Source organism: Kitasatospora sp. NBC_01246, assembly GCF_036226505.1.
GTDB lineage: Bacteria > Actinomycetota > Actinomycetes > Streptomycetales > Streptomycetaceae > Kitasatospora.
This window is the reverse complement of record NZ_CP108484.1, coordinates 5046341-5064699: the sequence shown is the minus strand read 5'-3', so window position 1 is coordinate 5064699 and position 18359 is coordinate 5046341. Positions and strand designations below refer to the sequence as shown.

At 73.4% G+C, this 18359-nt stretch carries 17 protein-coding genes and 1 tRNA gene; 7 read left to right on the top strand and 11 right to left on the bottom strand.

Annotation, left to right across the window (positions count from 1 at the left end):
• Nucleotides 1-73: 73 nt before the first annotated feature.
• The gene (locus OG618_RS22225) at nt 74-523 is read left to right on the top strand and encodes a universal stress protein (RefSeq protein ID WP_329489284.1); all 450 of its coding nucleotides are present in this window, start codon (nt 74-76) and stop codon (nt 521-523) included.
• Between the two features lie 120 nt (nt 524-643).
• Here the strand turns inward: OG618_RS22225 and OG618_RS22220 are convergent.
• From OG618_RS22220 to OG618_RS22185, 8 genes are all read right to left on the bottom strand, one after another.
• A tRNA-Ala gene (locus OG618_RS22220) sits at nt 644-717 on the bottom strand.
• A gap of 91 nt (nt 718-808) precedes the next feature.
• On the bottom strand, nt 809-1930 hold the full coding sequence (gene sepX, locus OG618_RS22215) for a divisome protein SepX/GlpR (RefSeq protein ID WP_329489283.1): 1122 nt from the start codon (nt 1928-1930) through the stop codon (nt 809-811).
• Between the two features lie 150 nt (nt 1931-2080).
• Complete coding sequence (locus tag OG618_RS22210; protein ID WP_329492222.1) at nt 2081-2707, bottom strand: GNAT family N-acetyltransferase; 627 nt, start codon at nt 2705-2707, stop codon at nt 2081-2083.
• Nucleotides 2704-3207, bottom strand: coding sequence for a MogA/MoaB family molybdenum cofactor biosynthesis protein (locus tag OG618_RS22205; protein WP_329492221.1), 504 nt, complete (start codon nt 3205-3207; stop codon nt 2704-2706). Before OG618_RS22205 ends, OG618_RS22210 begins: the two co-directional genes overlap by 4 nt.
• A 41-nt stretch (nt 3208-3248) precedes the next feature.
• Nucleotides 3249-3689, bottom strand: coding sequence for a cyclic pyranopterin monophosphate synthase MoaC (gene moaC, locus OG618_RS22200; RefSeq protein ID WP_380382281.1), 441 nt, complete (start codon nt 3687-3689; stop codon nt 3249-3251).
• A 173-nt stretch (nt 3690-3862) separates the two neighbouring features.
• Nucleotides 3863-5209: a molybdotransferase-like divisome protein Glp gene (glp, locus tag OG618_RS22195; protein ID WP_329489281.1), complete on the bottom strand. Its 1347-nt coding sequence runs from the start codon at nt 5207-5209 to the stop codon at nt 3863-3865.
• Nucleotides 5210-5235: 26 nt separating this feature from the next.
• A complete protein-coding gene (galU, locus tag OG618_RS22190; protein ID WP_329489280.1) occupies nt 5236-6156 on the bottom strand; it encodes a UTP--glucose-1-phosphate uridylyltransferase GalU in 921 nt (306 codons plus the stop codon).
• Nucleotides 6157-6207: 51 nt separating this feature from the next.
• Complete coding sequence (locus OG618_RS22185) at nt 6208-7077, bottom strand: GGDEF domain-containing protein (RefSeq protein ID WP_329489279.1); 870 nt, start codon at nt 7075-7077, stop codon at nt 6208-6210.
• Nucleotides 7078-7137: 60 nt separating this feature from the next.
• Here OG618_RS22185 and OG618_RS22180 point away from each other — a divergent pair, with 60 nt between their 5' ends.
• Entirely contained in the window at nt 7138-7713 is a 576-nt protein-coding gene (locus tag OG618_RS22180; protein WP_329489278.1) for a 5-formyltetrahydrofolate cyclo-ligase, read from the top strand.
• Nucleotides 7714-7797: 84 nt separating this feature from the next.
• Here OG618_RS22180 and OG618_RS22175 read toward each other — a convergent pair whose 3' ends face one another.
• Complete coding sequence (locus OG618_RS22175; RefSeq protein ID WP_329489277.1) at nt 7798-10509, bottom strand: penicillin acylase family protein; 2712 nt, start codon at nt 10507-10509, stop codon at nt 7798-7800.
• Between the two features lie 304 nt (nt 10510-10813).
• Here OG618_RS22175 and OG618_RS22170 point away from each other — a divergent pair, with 304 nt between their 5' ends.
• The 4 genes from OG618_RS22170 to mscL all read left to right on the top strand — a co-directional run bounded on the left by OG618_RS22170 (nt 10814) and on the right by mscL (nt 15581).
• Nucleotides 10814-12301: a potassium/proton antiporter gene (locus OG618_RS22170; RefSeq protein ID WP_329489276.1), complete on the top strand. Its 1488-nt coding sequence runs from the start codon at nt 10814-10816 to the stop codon at nt 12299-12301.
• A 436-nt stretch (nt 12302-12737) separates the two neighbouring features.
• On the top strand, nt 12738-14015 hold the full coding sequence (locus tag OG618_RS22165) for an MFS transporter (RefSeq protein WP_329492220.1): 1278 nt from the start codon (nt 12738-12740) through the stop codon (nt 14013-14015).
• 241 nt (nt 14016-14256) lie between these two features.
• Complete coding sequence (locus OG618_RS22160; protein ID WP_329489275.1) at nt 14257-14595, top strand: FmdB family zinc ribbon protein; 339 nt, start codon at nt 14257-14259, stop codon at nt 14593-14595.
• 572 nt (nt 14596-15167) lie between these two features.
• The gene (gene mscL, locus OG618_RS22155) at nt 15168-15581 is read left to right on the top strand and encodes a large conductance mechanosensitive channel protein MscL (RefSeq protein ID WP_329489274.1); all 414 of its coding nucleotides are present in this window, start codon (nt 15168-15170) and stop codon (nt 15579-15581) included.
• A 10-nt stretch (nt 15582-15591) separates the two neighbouring features.
• On the opposite strand, the gene OG618_RS22150 is transcribed toward mscL, so the two are convergent.
• Both OG618_RS22150 and OG618_RS22145 read right to left on the bottom strand, forming a co-directional pair.
• The gene (locus tag OG618_RS22150) at nt 15592-15861 is read right to left on the bottom strand and encodes a hypothetical protein (RefSeq protein WP_442906848.1); all 270 of its coding nucleotides are present in this window, start codon (nt 15859-15861) and stop codon (nt 15592-15594) included.
• A gap of 124 nt (nt 15862-15985) precedes the next feature.
• A complete protein-coding gene (locus tag OG618_RS22145) occupies nt 15986-16957 on the bottom strand; it encodes a sigma-70 family RNA polymerase sigma factor (protein WP_329489273.1) in 972 nt (323 codons plus the stop codon).
• Between the two features lie 530 nt (nt 16958-17487).
• Here OG618_RS22145 and OG618_RS22140 point away from each other — a divergent pair.
• On the top strand, nt 17488-18336 hold the full coding sequence (locus OG618_RS22140; RefSeq protein WP_329489272.1) for a phosphatase PAP2 family protein: 849 nt from the start codon (nt 17488-17490) through the stop codon (nt 18334-18336).
• Nucleotides 18337-18359: the final 23 nt, after the last annotated feature.

Here is an 18359-nt window from a genome sequence, read left to right as displayed (position 1 = left end):
GGGCCGGCCGGAGTCTCTCCGGTCGGCCCTCGGCCGTCTCGCCGGTCCGGCGGCACCGCTCTACGCTCGAAAGATGACCCGGCAGCCGGACGGCAGGATCGTGGTCGGTGTGGACGGCTCCCCGCTCTCCCTCGCCGCCGTCCGCTGGGCCGCCCGGCTCGCCGCCGTCACCGGCGGCCCGCTGGAGGCGGTGACCGTCTGGGAGTTCCCCTGCCTGCTGGGCGAGCACGGCCTCGTCCCGCCCGCCCTGGACGGCTTCGGCCCCGAGCGGCACGCCGCGCGGATCCTCGACGAGACCCTGGCCGCCGCGCTGTCCTCCGCCGGACCCGCGGCCGGGCCCTCCGCCGTCCGGCGCCACCTCAAGGCCGGCGCGCCCGGTCCGGCACTGACCGGCGCCGCCGAGGGCGCCGCCGTGCTCGTCCTCGGCAGCCGTGGCCGCGCCGCGCCGCCCGGCGCCGCCCTCGGCACCGTCACCCAGTACTGCGTGCACCACGCCCCGTGCACCGTCGTGGTGGTCAGGTGATCATCGTCACAGGCCCAACTCCCGGCCCGTGACGACCCGCTGACCGCCCGTCCGCCGCGCCTTCCGGCACAACGCAGAAGTCCCGCCCGATCTCTCGATCGGGCGGGACTTCCTGTTGGGTGGAGCTGAGGGGATTCGAACCCCTGACCCCCTCGATGCGAACGAGGTGCGCTACCGGACTGCGCCACAGCCCCAACGAGAAGAAACTTTAGCACCTTTCGGAGGGGGCTCGTGACCACCCCCGGAGGACCGGACGGCCGGGGGTGCCGGAGCACCCCCGGGCGGTCACTCGTTGGCGGCGCGCCGGCGGGGTTCGGTGGCGGCGGGCTCGGCGTACTGGTCGAAGAGCGGGGTGTTGCGTGCCTCGGTCGCCCGGACCTCCCCGGTACGGACCTCTCCGGTCCGGGCCTCGGCCGGCCGGCCGGCCGTCCAGGTGCCGGGGGCCGACAGGTCGAGGCCCCGGCTGACCCGGGGCGCCACCGGAGCCGTGACGTAGGTCGGCAGCGGGACGGGCACGGGCTCCCAGGAGTCCGGACCGGCCGCGCCGCGCTCGCGCATGCCGTCGACCCACTCCTCGTGCTCGGTCGCCTCCGCCAGTGCCGAGGCGGACGCCGGACCCGCCGGCTCCGGGGCCCGGTCGCGGTCGGTGGCGAGCCGCAGGTGCGAGCGGCCGCGCCCGGCCGGCTCCGCGGCCTCGGGGGCCCGCTCCGGCGCCTCCTCGGCCGGACCGGCCTCGGCACGCTGCTGTTCGCGCTTGCGCAGCCGCTCGGCGGCCTGGGCGGCCCGGACCCGGTCGATCTTCACCTCGTACCGCAGCCGCTCCAGCTTGCGCAGGTGGCCGATGTAGAGGGTCAGCAGGGTCGCCGGCACGGCCGGGACCCAGAGGAAGGCGAGGCCGGACACCGCCGCGACGACCGCGCCGAGGGCGAAGGCCAGGAAGAGGACGGTGACCATCCGGCGGCGCCGGGCCAGCAGCCGAGCCCGGGGCTCGATCCCGCCGCGCGCACCGGTTGGGCGCTCGGGGGCGCGGAGCACGGGCCGCTCCGGCTCCGCCTCCGGCAGCCGCTCCGGCTCCGGCGCGGTCCCGCCGTCGCGGTCGGCACCCGGACCGCCCGCGCGGTCGGCACCGGGATCGCCGTCGGGACCGGCGCCGGGGTCGCCCGGGGCGGCCTCGTCCCGTACGGGAGGGCCGTCGTCGCTCTGCTCGTCGTCACGCGGTTCGTCGCCCAGGGCCCGGGCCGCCCGCCGCTCCAGCGCCGAACGCCCGGCCAGCAGGCGGATGGCGGTGCTGAAGCGTTCCGTCGGGCGCGCCTCGTTGAGCTCGTCCTGCCTGCGGAGCCACATCGGCACCAGATAGGCGGCCCAGGCCCCTACGATGACGGCGTAGATAAGGCCGCTACTGCTCACGTTTCACACCGTACGGGCGCCGGGGAAGGCACGGCAGCAATTTGGCACGGCGTGTCGTGTGATCAAGCTGATTCTCCGACTATTTTGCCGGTATTTGTGCCCGTCCGTCGCCACGCCGATGCCATATCGATATTTGGTTCGAACATATATTCAATTACGCGGGCGCCGCGCCGAACTGAGCGTCCGCCAGCGTTCCAGCATCCCCTCGGGAACCTCCTCGGCGGTCAGCGCGTACACCAGGTGGTCGCGCCAGTCGCCGTCGATGTGCAGATAGCGCGGCCGCATTCCCTCCGAGCGGAACCCGAGCTTTTCCACCACCCGGCGGCTCGGTCCGTTCTCCGGCCGGATGCAGACCTCGATCCGGTGCAGGCCCAGGGTGGTGAAACAGTGGTCCACCGAAAGCGCCACGGCCGCCGGCATGATGCCCCGGCCGGCCACCGCCTCGTCGATCCAGTAGCCGACGTTGGCCGAGCACATCGAACCCCAGGTGATCCCGCCGACGGTCAGCTGGCCGACCAGCCGGCCCTGGTGGAGCACCACGAAGGGCAGCATCCGCCCGGCCGAGGCCTCACCGCGCAGGAACCGGACCATCTGCCGGTAGGTCGGGCGCGGGCCGGTGCCCCGGCCGGCCGGGCCGGGCGGCACGGTGGCCTCCCAGCGCCGCAGCCAGTCCCGGTTGCGGCGGCTGACCTCCTGCCACTCCCGCTGGTCCCGGCCCCGGATCGGGCGCAGCGCGACGTCCCCCTCGTGGAGTTCTACCGGCCAGCCGGCGTTCAGTGCGCTCTCCCGGAAGCAGGTGCGTCGGGCCGGGGGTGGTCCCCGCCGCCGAGCTGGTCGACGGCGTGCGCGAGCAGCGGCTCCAGGACGGCCAGGCCGTCCCTGACGCCACCGGTCGAGCCCGGCAGGTTGACGATCAGGGTACGGCCGGCGAGGCCCGCGAGCCCGCGGGAGAGCGCGGAGGTCGGGACCTTCTCGCGGCCGTACGCCCTGATGGCCTCGGGGATGCCGGGGATCTGCCGGTCGATCACCCGCGCGGTCATCTCGGGGGTGAGGTCCATCGGGGAGATGCCGGTGCCGCCGGTGGTGAGCACCACGTCGTACCCGGCCGCGACGGCCTCCCGCAGGGCCGCCTCGACCGGCTCGCCGTCCGGCACCACCCGGGGGCCGTCGGCGGTGAAGCCCATCGCGGCCAGGCCGGCCACCAGCAGCGGGCCGCCGCGGTCCGCGTAGACGCCGGCCGAGGCGCGGTTGGAGACGGTGACGGCCAGCGCCCTCATCGCCGGCGCCCCCGTGACCGGCGCCCCCGCGTCCGGCGCGGTCATTCCGGGCTCCCCGCGGCGAACCAGTCGCCGCTCTTGCCGCCGGTCTTGCTGAGCACCCGGACGGACTCGATGGCGGCGCCCTTGTCGACGGCCTTGACCATGTCGATCACGGTGAGCCCGGCCACCGCGACGGCGGTGAGCGCCTCCATCTCGACGCCGGTCCGGTCGGCGGTCTTCACGGTGGCCGTGATCTCGACCGCGTCGTCGGTGACGGAGAGCTCGACCTTCACCCCGGAGACCGCGATCGGGTGGCAGAGCGGGATCAGCTCCGGTGTCTTCTTGGCGCCCATGATCCCGGCGATCCGGGCGACCGCGAGGGCGTCGCCCTTGGGCACGCCCTCGCCGCGCAGCAGCTCGACCACGCGGGGGGCGACCCTGACCCGGCCGGCCGCGACCGCGGTGCGCGCGGTGGTGGCCTTCTCGGAGACGTCGACCATCCGGGCCGCGCCCTGGTCGTCGACATGGGTGAGGCGGTCGCCGGGGGGTGAGGCGGTCACGGGTGGCTCCAGGGGGCGCGCAGATCGAATACCGCGCTACCGTACTCCTCGCTCCGGCCGGGGCGTGGGACGGGCCGTGTCGGCGGACGGGACGGCCCGGTCGCCGGGACCGCTCAGCCGCCGAGCAGGACGACGTCCACCTCGCTGCCGGCGGCGAGCTCGGTGACCTCCTCGGGCACCGTGATCAGGCAGTCCGCCCTGGCCAGCGCGCCGACCAGGTGCGAGCCCGCGCCGCCGACCGGCTCCACCACGCCGTCGGCCGCCGCGTACCGGCCGCGGAGGAACTGCCGCCGCCCGGCGGGCGAGCGCAGCGCGACCGGGCAGACCGCCCGGACCACCGGGCGGTGGACGTCGGCGGCGCCGAGCATGGTGCGGATCACCGGGCGGACGAAGAGCTCGAAGGAGATGTAGGCGCTGACCGGGTTGCCGGGCAGGGCCAGCAGCGGGACGCCGGCACCGTCGCCGATCCGGCCGAAGCCCTGCGGCTTGCCGGGCTGCATCCGCAGCCGGCGGAAGTCGACCCCGCCGTAGGACTCGAAGACCTCCTTGACCACGTCGTACGCGCCGACGCTGACGCCGCCGCTGGTGACGATCAGGTCGGCCCGGCCGAGCTGGTCCTCCAGGACGGCGCGCAGCCGGTCCGCGTCGTCCGGCACCCCGCCGACGCGGTAGGCGATGGCGCCGGCGTCCAGGGCGGCGGCGGTGAGGGTGAAGCTGTTGGAGTCGGCGATCTGCCCGGGGCCGACGGGCTCGCCGGGCTGGACCAGCTCGCTGCCGGTGGAGAGCACCACCACGCGCGGGCGGGGGCGGACCCGGACGGTGCCCCGGCCGATCGCGGCGAGCAGGCCGATCTGGGTGGGGCCGAGCCGGGTACCGGCTTCCAGGACCCGGTCGCCGGCGGTGACGTCGCTGCCGCGGCGGCGGATGTGGGCGCCCTCGGAGACCGGGCGCAGCACCCGGACCTCCTCGTCCTCGACCGGGGCGCCCATCGCGTCGGCGGCCCGGCCGGTGCCGCTGCCGCCGTCGGTCCACTCGACCGGGGCGACCGCCTGGGCACCGGGCGGGACGGGGGCGCCGGTCATGATCCGGGCGGCCTGGCCGGGGCCGACCCTGGGCAGTTCGGCGGCGCCGGCGGCGATGTCGCCGACCACCGAGAGCACCGAGGGGTACTCGGCGGTGGCTCCGGCAGTGTCGGCGGTGCGCAGGGCGTAGCCGTCCATCGAGCTGTTGTCGAAGGGCGGCAGGTCACCGCCGGCGAGCACGTCCTCGTCGAGCCGGCAGCCCTGGGCGTCGAGCAGCTGGAGCTCGATCGCGGGCAGCGGGCCGACCGCGGCCAGCACGTCGGCGAGGTGCTCGTCGACGGTCCAGAGACGGGCCGGCCGGGCGGCCGGTGCCGGGTCCGCGGATCCGTCGCAGCAGGCTGCGGCGGGGGTGGGACGGTTCTCCGTGGACCCGGTCATCGGCGCTCTCGCTCTCTGTCGGCGTGTCAGTCCTGCAGCTCGGAGGCGACGAACTCACGGAGCCAGGAGCGGAACTCCGGGCCCAGGTCCTCGCGCTCGGAGGCCAGACGGACGATAGCGCGCAGGTAGTCCGCGCGGTCACCGGTGTCGTAGCGGCGGCCCTTGAAGAGGACGCCGTGCACCTGGCCGCCGCTCTCGGCGTCGCGGGTGGTCAGCTCGCGCAGGGCGTCGGTGAGCTGGATCTCGCCGCCGCGGCCGGGCGGGGTCTCGCGCAGCACGTCGAAGACCGAGGGGTCGAGCACGTAGCGGCCGATGACGGCGTAGTTCGACGGCGCGTCGGCGGTCTCGGGCTTCTCGACCAGGTCGGTCACCTGGAAGACGTCCTCGCCGAAGCCGTTGGCCTTGACGGCCGCGCAGCCGTACAGGTGGATCTGCGAGGGGTCGACCTCCATGAGGGCGACGACCGAGCCGCCGAGCTCCTGCTGGACCTCGATCATGCGGGCGAGCAGCGGGTCGCGCGGGTCGATCAGGTCGTCGCCGAGCAGAACGGCGAAGGGCTGGCCGGCGACGTGCTGCTCGGCGACCGAGACGGCGTGGCCGAGACCCTTCGGGTCGCCCTGGCGGACGTAGTGCATGTTGGCCAGGTCGACGGACTCGCGCACCCGGCGCAGCCGGTCCTGGTCGCCCTTGCGGGCGAGCAGCTCCTCCAGCTCGTAGGCGCGGTCGAAGTGGTCCTCCAGCGCCCGCTTGTTACGGCCGGTGACCATCAGTATGTCGGACAGCCCGGCGGAGGCCGCCTCCTCGACGACGTACTGGATCGCCGGCTTGTCGACGACAGGCAGCATCTCCTTCGGAGTGGCCTTGGTGGCCGGGAGGAAGCGCGTACCCAGTCCGGCCGCGGGGACCACGGCCTTGGTTACCGGAATTCGGGAGCTGATCGTCGTCATGCGTTTACCTTACTAAGGCATGTTTACGCCCGGCCGAGCGCGGTTGACCGGCTATGACAGCACGTCGCTGGGCCCGGCCAAGGTGGCAGGCAAAGGGGAAGCGCCGGGTGAGGTGAGGGGATCCTCTCCGGCACAGGGCGACAGACTACCCGGGTTTTCCGAACGGTCACGCTCGGCAGCGGAGCCGCTGAGTGGCCGGGAGGAGGCGGCTTCGCGCCAGCAGTCCCCGCCGGCGTCGCGGGCCTCGGCCAGGGCCCGGTCGGCGGCCCGGAGCAGGACGGCGGCATGCGTACCGTCCTCGGGCAGCACGGCCACGCCGACCGCGGCGGTGAGCCCGTTGCCCTGTTGGCGGCGGCCCTCGCGCGGGCCGGAGGACCAGTCCAGCAGCAGGTGGCGGCGGACCGACCAGACCAGCCGTTCGGCGACGTGTGCCGCGCCCGCGGCGCCGGTGTCCGGCAGCACGATCAGGAAGACCTCGCCGCTGTACCGGCCGAGGGTGTCGGAGCGGCGGATCTCCATGCCGAGCCGCTGGGCGAGGTCGCGCAGTATCGCGTCGGCCCGGGCCCGGCCGTGTTCGGCGATCACCCGGTCGAAGCCCGCGATGTCCAGCAGCAGGACGGCCAGCGGGTGCGGGCCGTCCTGCTGGTCGGCCTGCTCGGCCCGGCGGGCGCGCTCGATCTCCCGGTCCAGGGTGAGCTGCAGGTGGCGGTAGTTCCAGACCCCGGTGAGCGGGTCGCAGGAGGCGGTGCGCTCCAGCTCGGCGCAGCGGGCCTCCAGCTCGGCGACCCGCTCGCGCAGCCGGGCCTCGCGGTCGGCGGCGGCGCCCTCGGCCCGGCGCAGCCGCAGGCCGAACACGGCGGCGCCGGCCAGCGCCGGGGCGCTCAGCGCGGCCAGGGCCTGGAGCAGCAGCGGGGTCGACATCGGGGCGCCTTCCGCGTGTCAGGCTCTGGACGTCACGGGCACAGAGCTGTGGAGGATCCCATGCACAACGAGAAGAGCGCGCTGAGGACACGGCTGCTGGCCGAACGGCGGGCGCTGGTGGCGGTGGAGCGGGAGCGGGCGGCGCTCGCCCTGGCCGGGCACGCCGGCGCGCTGGCCGAGCCGGGCGCCACGGTGGCCGCGTACGTGTCGGTCGGCAGCGAGCCGGGCACCCGGCCGCTGCTGGACGCGCTGCTGGCGCGCGGGGTCCGGGTGCTGCTGCCGGTGCTGCTGGCCGACAACGACCTGGACTGGGCCGAGTACGAGGGGCCGCAGGCGCTGGCGCCGGCCGGGCGCGGGCTGCTGGAGCCGGTCGGCGGCCGGCTCGGGCCGGAGGCCGTGACCACGGCGTCGCTGGTGCTGCTGCCCGGCCTGGCGGTGGACCGGCGGGGGCTGCGGCTGGGCCGCGGCGGCGGCTCGTACGACCGGGTGCTGGCCCGGCTCGGGCGGGCCGGGGCGCGACCGCTGCTGGCGGTGCTGCTCTACGAGCACGAGCTGCTGGCGAGCGTGCCGGCCGAGCCGCACGACCTGCCGGTGGACCTCGCCCTCACCCCGTCCGGGCCGCACCGGCTGGGGTGACGCCCTCGGTGACGACGGCGGTGACGACGGCGGCCCCGCGCCTCGGGGTCCGAGGGGCGGGGCCGCCGTGCCGTGCGGGCCGGCTCAGCCGGTGGTCAGCACCAGCTTGTGCTTGGCCGACTTCTCGACCGCGTCGGGTGAATAGGCCCAGGTCAGCAGCTTGCCCTTGAGCCAGAGGTCGGTCTGGTCGTTGTAGTTGTCGTGGAAGGCGTGCCCGGAGGCGCCGCCCACGTTCACCCAGCGCGAGGCGTCGAAGTCGCTCAGGTCGACGACCATCCGCATCGACGGGATCCAGTCCACCTGGTAGCCCGCCGCCGCGTTCCAGCCCGCCGCGTCGACCGCGCCGGAGCCGCCGGAGAGGCGGTACGGGCCGCGGTTGAGCAGTCGCCGGACGAAGCCGGAGGCGATCGAGGAGTCGTCGCTGCCCAGGGTCTGTTCGCGCAGCGTCAGGGTGTGCAGACGGCCCCAGCTCCAGGTGGAGACGTCCTTGCTGAGCAGCGCCGTGAGGTCCTGACGGGCATTCTTCATCGCCTCGGCGAGCAGGTTGTCGAGGCCCTTCTGCTCGTGGTGGTCCGAGTCGATGTACGTCCACCAGCTGCTGTCGGGCTTCGCCAGCTGCTGGCGCACCACCTCGGTCCAGCGGTCGCCGCCGTCCGGCTGGGCCTTGCCCGGGTCACGGGTGCCGCACTCGGTGACGATCTGGGTGCGGCTGTCGGGCTTGGTCGGGTCGGTCTGCCGGCGGACCAGCAGGCAGTTGTCCTCGGCGCGCAGGTCGGCCGGGAACTTCTGGCCGAAGGAGAGGCTGAGCAGCTGGCGCCAGACGCCGTTGTAGTAGGCGGCGGCGGCCGAGTCGGCGTCCTGGTGGAAGTTCCAGTCCTTCAGCAGGTCCTGCGCCTCGCGCACGTACGGGTCGTCGATCTGCACCTTCAGCAGCATCGGGACCAGCGTCTTGGCCAGGATGCTGGTGTTGTCGAGCTGCATCTCCTGCATGTCGTCCGGCGAGATCTTGCCGTTGTTCCTGAGCTTGGCCTCGATCTGGTCGGTGATCTCCTTGGCCCGGGTGCCGTACTCCCAGTCCTTGGTCAGCAGGTACTTGTACGAGGGGTCGACCACGGCCTGGTTGGCGGTGACGATGTAGCCGGCGGCCGGGTTGCGGCTGTAGGGCAGGGCGGTGAAGGGGACGGCGCCCTTCCACTGGTACGAGGAGTCCCAGCCCGGCGCCGGGTAGCCGCCGTCGCCCTTGCCGCGGACCGGGATGTTGCCCGGGGCCTGGTAGCCGATGTTCTCGGCGTCGGCGTAGATCAGGTTCTGCGCGGGGACGGCGAAGTCCTTCGCGGCGGCCCGGAAGTCGTCCCAGCCCTTGGCGCGGTCCAGCGCGAAGACGGCGTCCATGGTCTTGCCCGGCTCCAGCGCCGTCCACTGCAGGGCCACGCCGTAGCCGCTGGTCGAGCGGTCCGGGGCGGAGGCGCCGTTCGGCGCGTACTTGCCGACGTTCTGCTGCTCGGTGCTCTGGTCGGAGATCAGCGGGGCGCCGGTCTGGGTGGTGCGGACGGTGATGGTGCGGTCCTCGCCGCCGGCCACCTTGATGGTCTCCTTGCGCAGCGTGAACTTCACCTCCTTGCCGTCCACCAGGTAGGTCTCCGGGCCGGTGACCTTCTCCAGGAAGAGGTCGGTGACGTCCGCGCCGAGGTTGGTGAAGCCCCAGGCGATGTCCTTGTTGTGGCCGATCACCACGCCCGGCATACCGGCGAAGGTGAAGCCGGAGACGTCGTACTGGCAGGCGGGCGAGGCGGTGCGGCAGTGCAGGCCCATCTGGTACCAGACCGACGGCAGGCCGGGGCCGAGGTGCGGGTCGTTGGCCAGCAGCGGCTTGCCGGTGGTGGTGTGCGAGCCGGCGACCACCCAGGAGTTGGACCCGATGCCCTGGCCCTGCCGGCCGAGCAGCTGCGGCATCGCGTCGATCCGGTCGGTGACGTCCTTGAACATCGCCTTGGTCGCGGCCGCGCCCTGCGCGGTGCCCGTGGTGGGGCCGGACTGGGCGGCCCCGTCCGCCGGGCGGTACGCGTCGCCCGAGACGGTGCCGGTCTTCACGATGGTGCCGTTGCGCGCGTACGGGTACTCCGGATACAGCTCGGCGATCTTCTCCGGGCTGAAGTCCTGGGCGAGCAGCGAGCGGTCGATCTCCTCCTGGAGGTTCCCCGAGAGGTTCCAGGCCATCGCCTTCAGCCAGGAGACCGAGTCGACCGGGGCCCACTGCTCCGGCTTGTAGTCGCCGTTCACCACGCCGAGCAGGCTGTACTCCAGCGAGGCGCTCGCGCCGCCGGGGTGCTCGCCGAGCCAGGCGTTGACGCCGTCCGCGTACGCCTGGAGGTTCTTCCTGGTCTCGGGCGACAGCTGGGAGTCGATCTCCTTCTGCGCCACGTCGCGCCAGCCCATGGTGCGGATGAAGGAGTCGGTCTCGACCTGGCTGTCGCCGAACATCTCGGAGAGCCGGCCCGCGGTGATGTGCCGTCGGACGTCCATCTCCCAGAACCGGTCCTGCGCCTGCACGTAGCCCTGGGCGCGGAAGAGGTCCTCCGGGGTGTCGGCGTAGAGCTGGGGGATGCCGTTGGCATCCCGCTTCACGTCGACCGGCGCGCTCAGGCCCGCCACCTTGACGCTGCCGTCGACCTCCGGGAAGGACGCGCGTACCGCGGCCACCCCCCGGTAGCCGCCGTAGCCGGCGCCGGCCACCAGCAGCACGACCAGCACGATCACGATCAGACGGGCGCGCCGGAACTTCTTCGAGCGGGGCATCTGGGTCCTTGCGGTCCTCGACTGGGGGACGGGCGGGCATGTCCAGGGCACACGGCCATGACAGGGGACCACATTAGGCCGAGTCCACTGGCGGGCGTGCACGGGGGACGTTCACGGTGGGATCGGACGAGGTCAGCGGAGGGTGGGAAGGGACCCGTGTGAACGGTGAAGCTAAAGATATGGCAAAATGTTAGACTGAGTAACGATCCGCTAGCGGAGCAATCGCCCCCGGCCGGTCGGCTCCCCCCGGCCTCACCGCCACCAGACACCCCGCCCGCCCCCAGCCTGCCCGAGGTGCCCCTGCGTGAATGTCGACCACCTGAACCGGCTGCTCCTCGAATTCTCCGTGATCCTGCTGGTCGCGGTGGTCGCCGTGCGCATCTCGACCCGGTCGGGGCTGCCCAGCCTGCTGATCTACCTCGGCATCGGCGTCGCCCTCGGCCAGAACGGCCTGGGCTTCGCCTTCAACAACGCCGCGCTGACCCAGGTGATCGGCTACGCCGCACTGGTCGTCATCCTGGCCGAGGGCGGTCTCAAGACGAGCTGGCGCGAGGTCAGACCCGTGATGCCGGCCGCCACCGTGCTCGCCACGGTCGGCGTCGGGATCAGCGTCTTCGTGACCGCGGCCGGCGCGCACTGGCTGGTCGGCCTGGACTGGCGGACGTCCATGCTGCTCGGCGCGATCGTCTCCTCGACCGACGCGGCCGCCGTCTTCTCCGTGCTGCGGATGGTCCCGCTGCCGCACCGGCTGACCGGGCTCCTGGAGGCCGAGTCGGGCTTCAACGACGCCCCCGTGGTGATCCTCGTCGTCGCCTTCGCCACCACCGGTGAACTCGACTCCTGGTACGTCCTGATCGGCACGATCGTCGCCGAGCTGGCCATCGGGGCCGCGGTCGGCCTCACGGTCGGCAAGCTGGGCGCGTTCGGGATCAAGCACGTCGCCCTGCCGTCCTCCGGCCTCTACCCGATCGCCGTCCTGGCGCTCACCGTGCTCGCCTACGCCGGCGGCGCGCTGCTGCACGGCTCCGGCTTCCTCGCCGTCTACATCAGCGCGGTCATCCTGGGGAACGCCAAACTGCCGCACGGGCCCGCCGTCCGCGGCTTCGCCGACGGACTGGCCTGGATCGGGCAGATCGGCATGTTCGTGCTGCTCGGCCTGCTCTGCACCCCCGAGACCATGGGCTCGGCCGTGGTGCCCGCGCTGGTGATCGGCACCGTGCTGGTCTTCCTGGCCAGGCCGCTGTCCGTGGTGATCACGCTGACGCCCTTCAAGCTGCCCGGCCGCGAGCAGGCGCTGCTCAGCTGGGCCGGGCTGCGCGGGGCGGTGCCCATCGTGCTGGCGACCATCCCGATGGTGGCCGGCACGCCGATGGCCCACGACGTCTTCAACATCGTCTTCATCCTGGTCGTGGTCTTCACCCTGCTCCAGGGCCCGACCCTGCCCTGGGTCGCCAAGTGGCTGAAGATCTCCGAGGGCTCGATGGGCCAGGACCTCGGCATCGAGTCCGCGCCCCTGGAGAAGCTGCACGGACACCTGCTGTCGGTGGCGCTGTCGCCGAGTTCCAGGATGTCCGGCGTGGAGATCGGCGAGCTGCGGCTGCCGGCCGGCGCGGCGGTGACCCTGGTCGTCCGGGAGGGCAGCAGCTTCGTCCCGGACAAGGCCACCGTGCTGCGCGGCGGCGACGAACTGCTGGTCGTGACCACCGACGAGGTCAGCGAGGCCGCCGAGCGGCGGCTGCGGGCCGTGGACAAGGGCGGCAAGCTCGCGGGGTGGCTGTACGGGCGGCGGTGACCGCGATGACCACGGGGGGTTCGTCCAGCGTTCACCTCCGATGGACGGGACAGATCTGGATGTCCTCTGTATGGTGGGGGTAGCGCGTCATCTACGCGCGTATATGCAGAACGATCGAAACACCCCAGCATCTGCCTGAAGCAGAGTTGGCGCGACCGCTCGGCGGCCGCGGCCCGGATCCCGGCAACCACGCCGGGCGGGCCCGGTAACTACCCCGGTCGACGCGCGAGAGGACGACTCTCGGCGCCGTCGGGGCCACCCCATGCCCCTTCCGCGCTACCAGGCAGCAGGAAGGACGACCGTGACGGCCCGCCGAACGGTCGAGAACACCGCGGACACCCGCGCCGCCCTGGCCACCGACACGCTCCCGGACACCCGGCCGGGCACCGGGGCCACCGCCGACCAGGGCGCACCCGCCCGCGTCGGGTACGGCGCACTGCTGCGCACCCCCGGGGCCTGGACGTTCCTGGCCCCCGCCTTCGCCGCGCGGCTCCCGTACGCGATGCTCAGCCTGGGCATCGTCCTGCTGGTGCTGGACACCCACGGCTCCTACGGCACGGCCGGCAGCGTCGCGGCGGTCTCCGCCGTCGCCCAGGCCTTCATCGGCCCGCAGACCGGCCGGCTGGCCGACCGCTACGGCCAAGCCGCCGTGCTCGTCCCGACCGTGATCGTGCACGCGGTCTCGGTCGGCGCGCTGATCGCGCTGGCCCTGGGCCACGCCCCGGTCTGGACCCTCTTCCTCGCCGCCGCCCCGGCCGGCGCCAGCGTGCCGCAGGTCGGCGCGATGGTCCGGTCCCGCTGGGTCGCCAAGCTCTCCGCCGAGGGTGCGGCCGGCGGACGCTCGGCGTCCGCGCTGTCGGCCGCCAAGCTCAACACCGCCTTCGCCTTCGAGTCCGTGACGGACGAGTTCACCTTCGTGATCGGCCCGGTGCTCGCCGGCGCCATCGCCACCTCGGTCACGCCCGCCGCCGGGCTGATCGCCGAGGCCGCGCTGACCGTGGTCGGCGGACTGGCCTTCGCCGCCCAGCGGCGCACCGCGCCGGCCCGGCACCCGCACCAGCCCGGCGTCCGCCGGGTCTCCGCGCTCTCCTCCCCCGGCGTCCGGCTGCTGGCCGGCGCGTTCCTGGGCGTCGGCACCGTCTTCGGCGCCATGCAGGTGTCGGTCACCGCGTTCACCGAGTCGGTCGGCCAGCCCGGCGCCAACGGCACCGTGTACGGGATCTTCGCCGGCGGCTCGATGCTGGCCGGCGTGCTGTACGGCATGGTCGCCTGGCGCCGGGCCGCCCGGCACCGGATGCTGGCCAGCTACGCGCTGCTGGTCGTGGGCTGCTCGACGCTCTGGGCGATGCCCAACCTGGTCGCGCTGTCCGTTGCCGGGCTGGTCTGCGGCCTGGCCATCGCACCGACGCTGATCACCGGGTACACCCTGGTCGAGACGCTGGTCGCGGACGGCGCCAAGACCGAGGCCTTCACCTGGCTGACCGGTGCCATCGGGCTGGGCCTGGCGGCCGGGTCCACGGTCGCCGGACGGCTGATCGACGGACACGGGCCGTCGGCCGGGTTCCTGGTGCCGATGGCCGGTGCCGGGCTCGGCCTGGTCGCGCTGGTCGCGCTGCGGCACCTGCTGATCGCGCCGGGCGCGGCGAGCACGGTGGTCGCGGGCGCGAACGAGCGGGGCTCGGCTCCGCAGCTGGTCGGGGCGGCGAAGGGCTGAGCGGCGGGGCTCGGGGCGCCGGGTCGGGCGCCGGGTCGGGTCGGACGCGTCCGGCCGGTCGGGCGGCGGGTCCGGGCCGGGGCGGCGGCCCTCGGCGGCCGGCTTCCGGCGGGCGGGGGAACGGGTGCTTCGGCGCGCCCCCGGCTCATCTCACATTCGAGTCGCTGGACTGATCCAGCGGAATGCCGCATCATTGACCATCGTTAGCACTCATCAGGCGAGAGTGCCAGGAGGAAGACAAGTGCCCACGTACCAGTACCAGTGCACCGAGTGCGGCAACGGCCTGGAGGCGGTGCAGAAGTTCACCGACGAGGCGCTGACCACGTGCCCCGACTGCCAGGGACGGCTCCGCAAGGTCTTCTCGGCCGTGGGTGTGGTCTTCAAGGGCTCCGGCTTCTACCGGACCGACAGCCGATCCTCGTCCAGCAGCTCGGTGGGCACCGGCTCGTCGTCGAACTCGACCTCGTCGGATTCGTCCTCGTCCGGCTCGTCGTCGGCTGCTTCGACCTCGTCCTCGTCGTCCTCGGGCGGCTCGACCGCTGCCGCGAGCTCGGCTCCGGCGGCGAAGCCGGCCGGCTGAGACCAGAACTTCGCAAGGCCCGGGGGCCCGCGCCATCGCGCGGCCCGCGGGCCTTTCGCGTGCCCGGGCGGAGGCAGGCCGCTCGCGGTCAACCGCCGATGGGCCCACTACCCCGTTCGGGCGTACGGAGTTGTCCACAGGGCCGAGTTGTCCACAGACCTGGGGACAGGACTTCCACCCGCCCCGTGGGCCGCCCAGAGTGTGCGTCGGAAGAGCCGGCCCGCACCCCGGACCGGCGCCCCGCGACCACCGGTGGTGCCCATGTCGACCACGAGCCTCCCCCCGCGATTCCCGCCGCTCCCCGCCCCGGCCGTTCCGCCCCGGCGGGAGGTGCCGCCCTTCGCGCCGATCCGGCGTGGCGGTGGCCGCCTCCACCGGCTCCGCCGGGCCGCCCGGCACCGGCTCGGGGTGCCCGCCCTGCTGCTGATCGCCCTGTCGGCCGCGCTGGCCGTCGGGCCCGCGCGGGCGGGTCTCTCCCCTCCGGGCGCCGCGTCGGTCGGCCGATCGGGTTGTCAATCGGAACACCTCGAAGCTCACCCGTGACCGGAACACGACTTCGTCGTTCACGCGGCATGAAAGGCTTCAAGGAATTCCTGCTGCGCGGAAATGTCGTCGAACTCGCCGTCGCCGTCGTCATCGGCGCGGCGTTCACCAACATCATCAACGCCTTCGTCAAGGGCGTGATCAACCCGATCGTCGGCGCCTTCGGGGCCAAGGACCTGGGTGCCTACAGTTCCTGCCTCAAGGGCCCCTGCGAGCTGAGCGCGACCGGCGAGGTCACGTCCGGGGTCCTCATCCTGTGGGGCTCGGTGCTGAGCGCCCTCCTGCAGTTCGTCATTACCGCGGCCGTCGTCTACTTCTGCCTGATCCTGCCGATGACCAGGCTCGCCGCCCGGCGCAGAGGCATCACCGAGGTCCAGGCGGAGGCCGAGCAGGTCCTGCTGCTGACCGAGATCCGCGACGCGCTGGTCACGCGGCAGCGCTGAGCACTCCCCGTCAGTCGCCGTGGTGCGGCGGGCGCTGGCTCAGGTACCAGTCCAGCCCCCGTCCACCACTGTCCGCCGTTCCCGGGCGCCCGCCCCAGCCGGCGTCGGTGTCGTCACTGGACTGCTGGTCCAGCGGGTCCCGGAAGACCAGCCGGCCCTTCCTCGCGGCCTTGGGGTCGTCGGACGCCTTCACGGCCTCCGCGGCGTCCGTCCTGCCCCCGCCGTCCTGCCTGGGCTCCCGCTCGGTCACCGGCCCGCCTCCGTCTCGCACATCGTCCACTCCTCCAGCCTAGAAGCTCCCCGCGCCCGTGCCGACCGCCGCCGGGGACGCGTAAGGGCCCCGGTGCGGAGCGAGTCCGCACCCGGGGCCCCGGTACGCCGGCGAGGTGGCGGCGGCGAGGCCGTCAGGCGGCTTCGAAGCCCGCGTGGTCGGCGATCCGCTTCAGCTCGGCCAGCGCGTGCTTCTCGATCTGGCGGATCCGCTCCCGCGTCAGCCCGTGCTGCTTGCCCACCTCGGTGAGCGTCCGCTCACGGCCGTCCTCCATCCCGTAGCGCGACCGGATGATCGAGGCCGTCCGGTCGTCCAGACGCCCGATCAGACCGTCCAGCTCCTCGCGGCGGAGCATGACCATCACGGCGTCCTCCGGGGACGTCGCCCCGGTGTCCTCGACCAGGTCGCCGAACTGGGTCTCGCCCTCGTCGTCGACGGACATGTTGAGGCTCACCGGGTCACGCGCCCAGTCCAGGACATCCTTGATCCGCGCCTCGGTGGTGTCCAGCTCGGCCGCGATCTCGGCCGGCTCCGGCTCGCGGCCCAGCTCCTTGGACTTCTCCCGCTGGACACGCCGGATCCGGCCCAGCTCCTCGACCAGGTGGACGGGCAGCCGGATGGTGCGCGACTGGTCGGCGATGGACCGGGTGATGGCCTGCCGGATCCACCAGGTGGCGTAGGTGGAGAACTTGAAACCCTTGGCGTAGTCGAACTTCTCCACCGCCCGCACCAGGCCGGCGTTGCCCTCCTGGATGAGGTCGAGCAAGGGAAGGCCGCTGCGCGGGTAACGCCGCGCGACGGCGACGACCAGCCGGAGGTTGGAGCGGATGAAGACGTCCTTGGCGCGCTCGGCGTCCTCGGCTATCGCCTCCAGCTCCTCACGCTTCACACCCTTGGGGAGCTCCGCCTCCTCCAGCAGGTGCTGGGCGTACACACCGGCCTCGATCCGCAGCGAGAGCTCGACCTCCTCGGCGGCATCGAGCAGGGGCGTCCTGGCGATCTCGTCGAGATACATACCGACCAGGTCACGGTCGGCCTCAAGGTTGGTCGGGCGGGCCGCGCGAGTCCGGTCGGCCCTGTCGCGAACGACGGCACGGGTGGCCATGCTTGCTCCCTTTGCTGGAATTGCCGAGGTCTGCCTGCCTGCCCCCAAGAGGGCAAGAATGCGGGCCCCGCGGGGCTCACACGTAACGATCCAACGAACAGATTCCGGACAACATTCCCAAGTCGCTCAGATTCTTCCGCCGATGCAGTATGCTGCCGGTTTTCACCGCGCCCCTGGACGGAGCGTGACCGGACCGGCACCACAGGTGCCGGGCAGGCGGTCCACACGGCGCGGTTCACCGAAAGCGGTCGGCGGGACCGCGGGTGCGGCCCCCCGGCGCCTTGCCGCTGCGCGGCCGCCCATGCCGGGGCCGTCGGCGCGCTCCTTTGCGGACCCTTCACTCCGGAGAACCCGCGGGCAGCCGCGCGCGTTCCCGCCCGGCCCCGCCGGCGCCGCCGGCGCCGCCGGTTCCGCACCCCGGAGCCGCCCCGCGCCCGCACCCCGGCGCACGCAGATCCTCCGCACAAAAGATGCCAAATCGCTATCGCGCAGGCGTCCGATCAGCACAACGCACTGGGAAGGTGTCAGCCATGCACCTGACCAACAGCTCGCCTCTCCTCACCCCGCGTAATCGCCACCTGCTCCGGCACGTGGCGCTCGCGGCGGGCTGTACCGCGCTGTTCGCGGTCCTGGCCACCCTGGTGCAGACCGGCTGGTCCCCCCTCGCCCGCCTGGACCAGGGCTGGGTGGACGACATGCACCGCTACGCCCAGGGCCGAAGAGTGTGGGTCGCCTCGGTGCAGATGCTCACCGACATCGGCGGCACGATCACCATGCGTACGCTGCTCGGCGCCGCCACGCTCTGGCTCTGGCTGATCGGGGCCCGGGTGCTGGCCTGCTGGGCGGCGGCCCAGGCGCTGGTCGGCTGGGGCTTCCTGTGGATCCTGAAGCTCTGCCTCGACCGCCTGCGGCCGCACTTCCCCGACCCGGTCGCCCACGCCGGCGGCCCGGCCCTCCCGTCCGGGCATGCGATGGCCTCCGTGATCACCTGCGCCGTCCTGGTCGGGCTGGTCTGGCACCGGTCCTCACGCGGCGGGCGGATCACCGCCTGTTCGATCGCCGCGCTGACCGTGCTGACGATCGGCTGGACGAGGGTCGCCCTCGCCGTCCACTGGCCGAGCGACGTGCTGGGCGGCTGGCTGGCCGCCGGGATCGTCCTGGGCGCGGTCACCGTGGCCGTCGAGCTCTGCCGGCCCGGCGCGCTGGCCCGGGACGTCCGGCGGGTCAACTGGCGGACCAGGCCGAGGGTCCAGCGCGTCCTCGTTTCCCAGACCGCCCCCGCGCCCTACGACCCGGCCTTCGACCCGGCTTTTGATCCGGCCTTCGAGGAGGCCGGCGAGCGGGCCGGCGACCGACCGGACGGCGCGGTCAAGCCCTAGCGCGGGTCCCCCGGCCTCGGGCC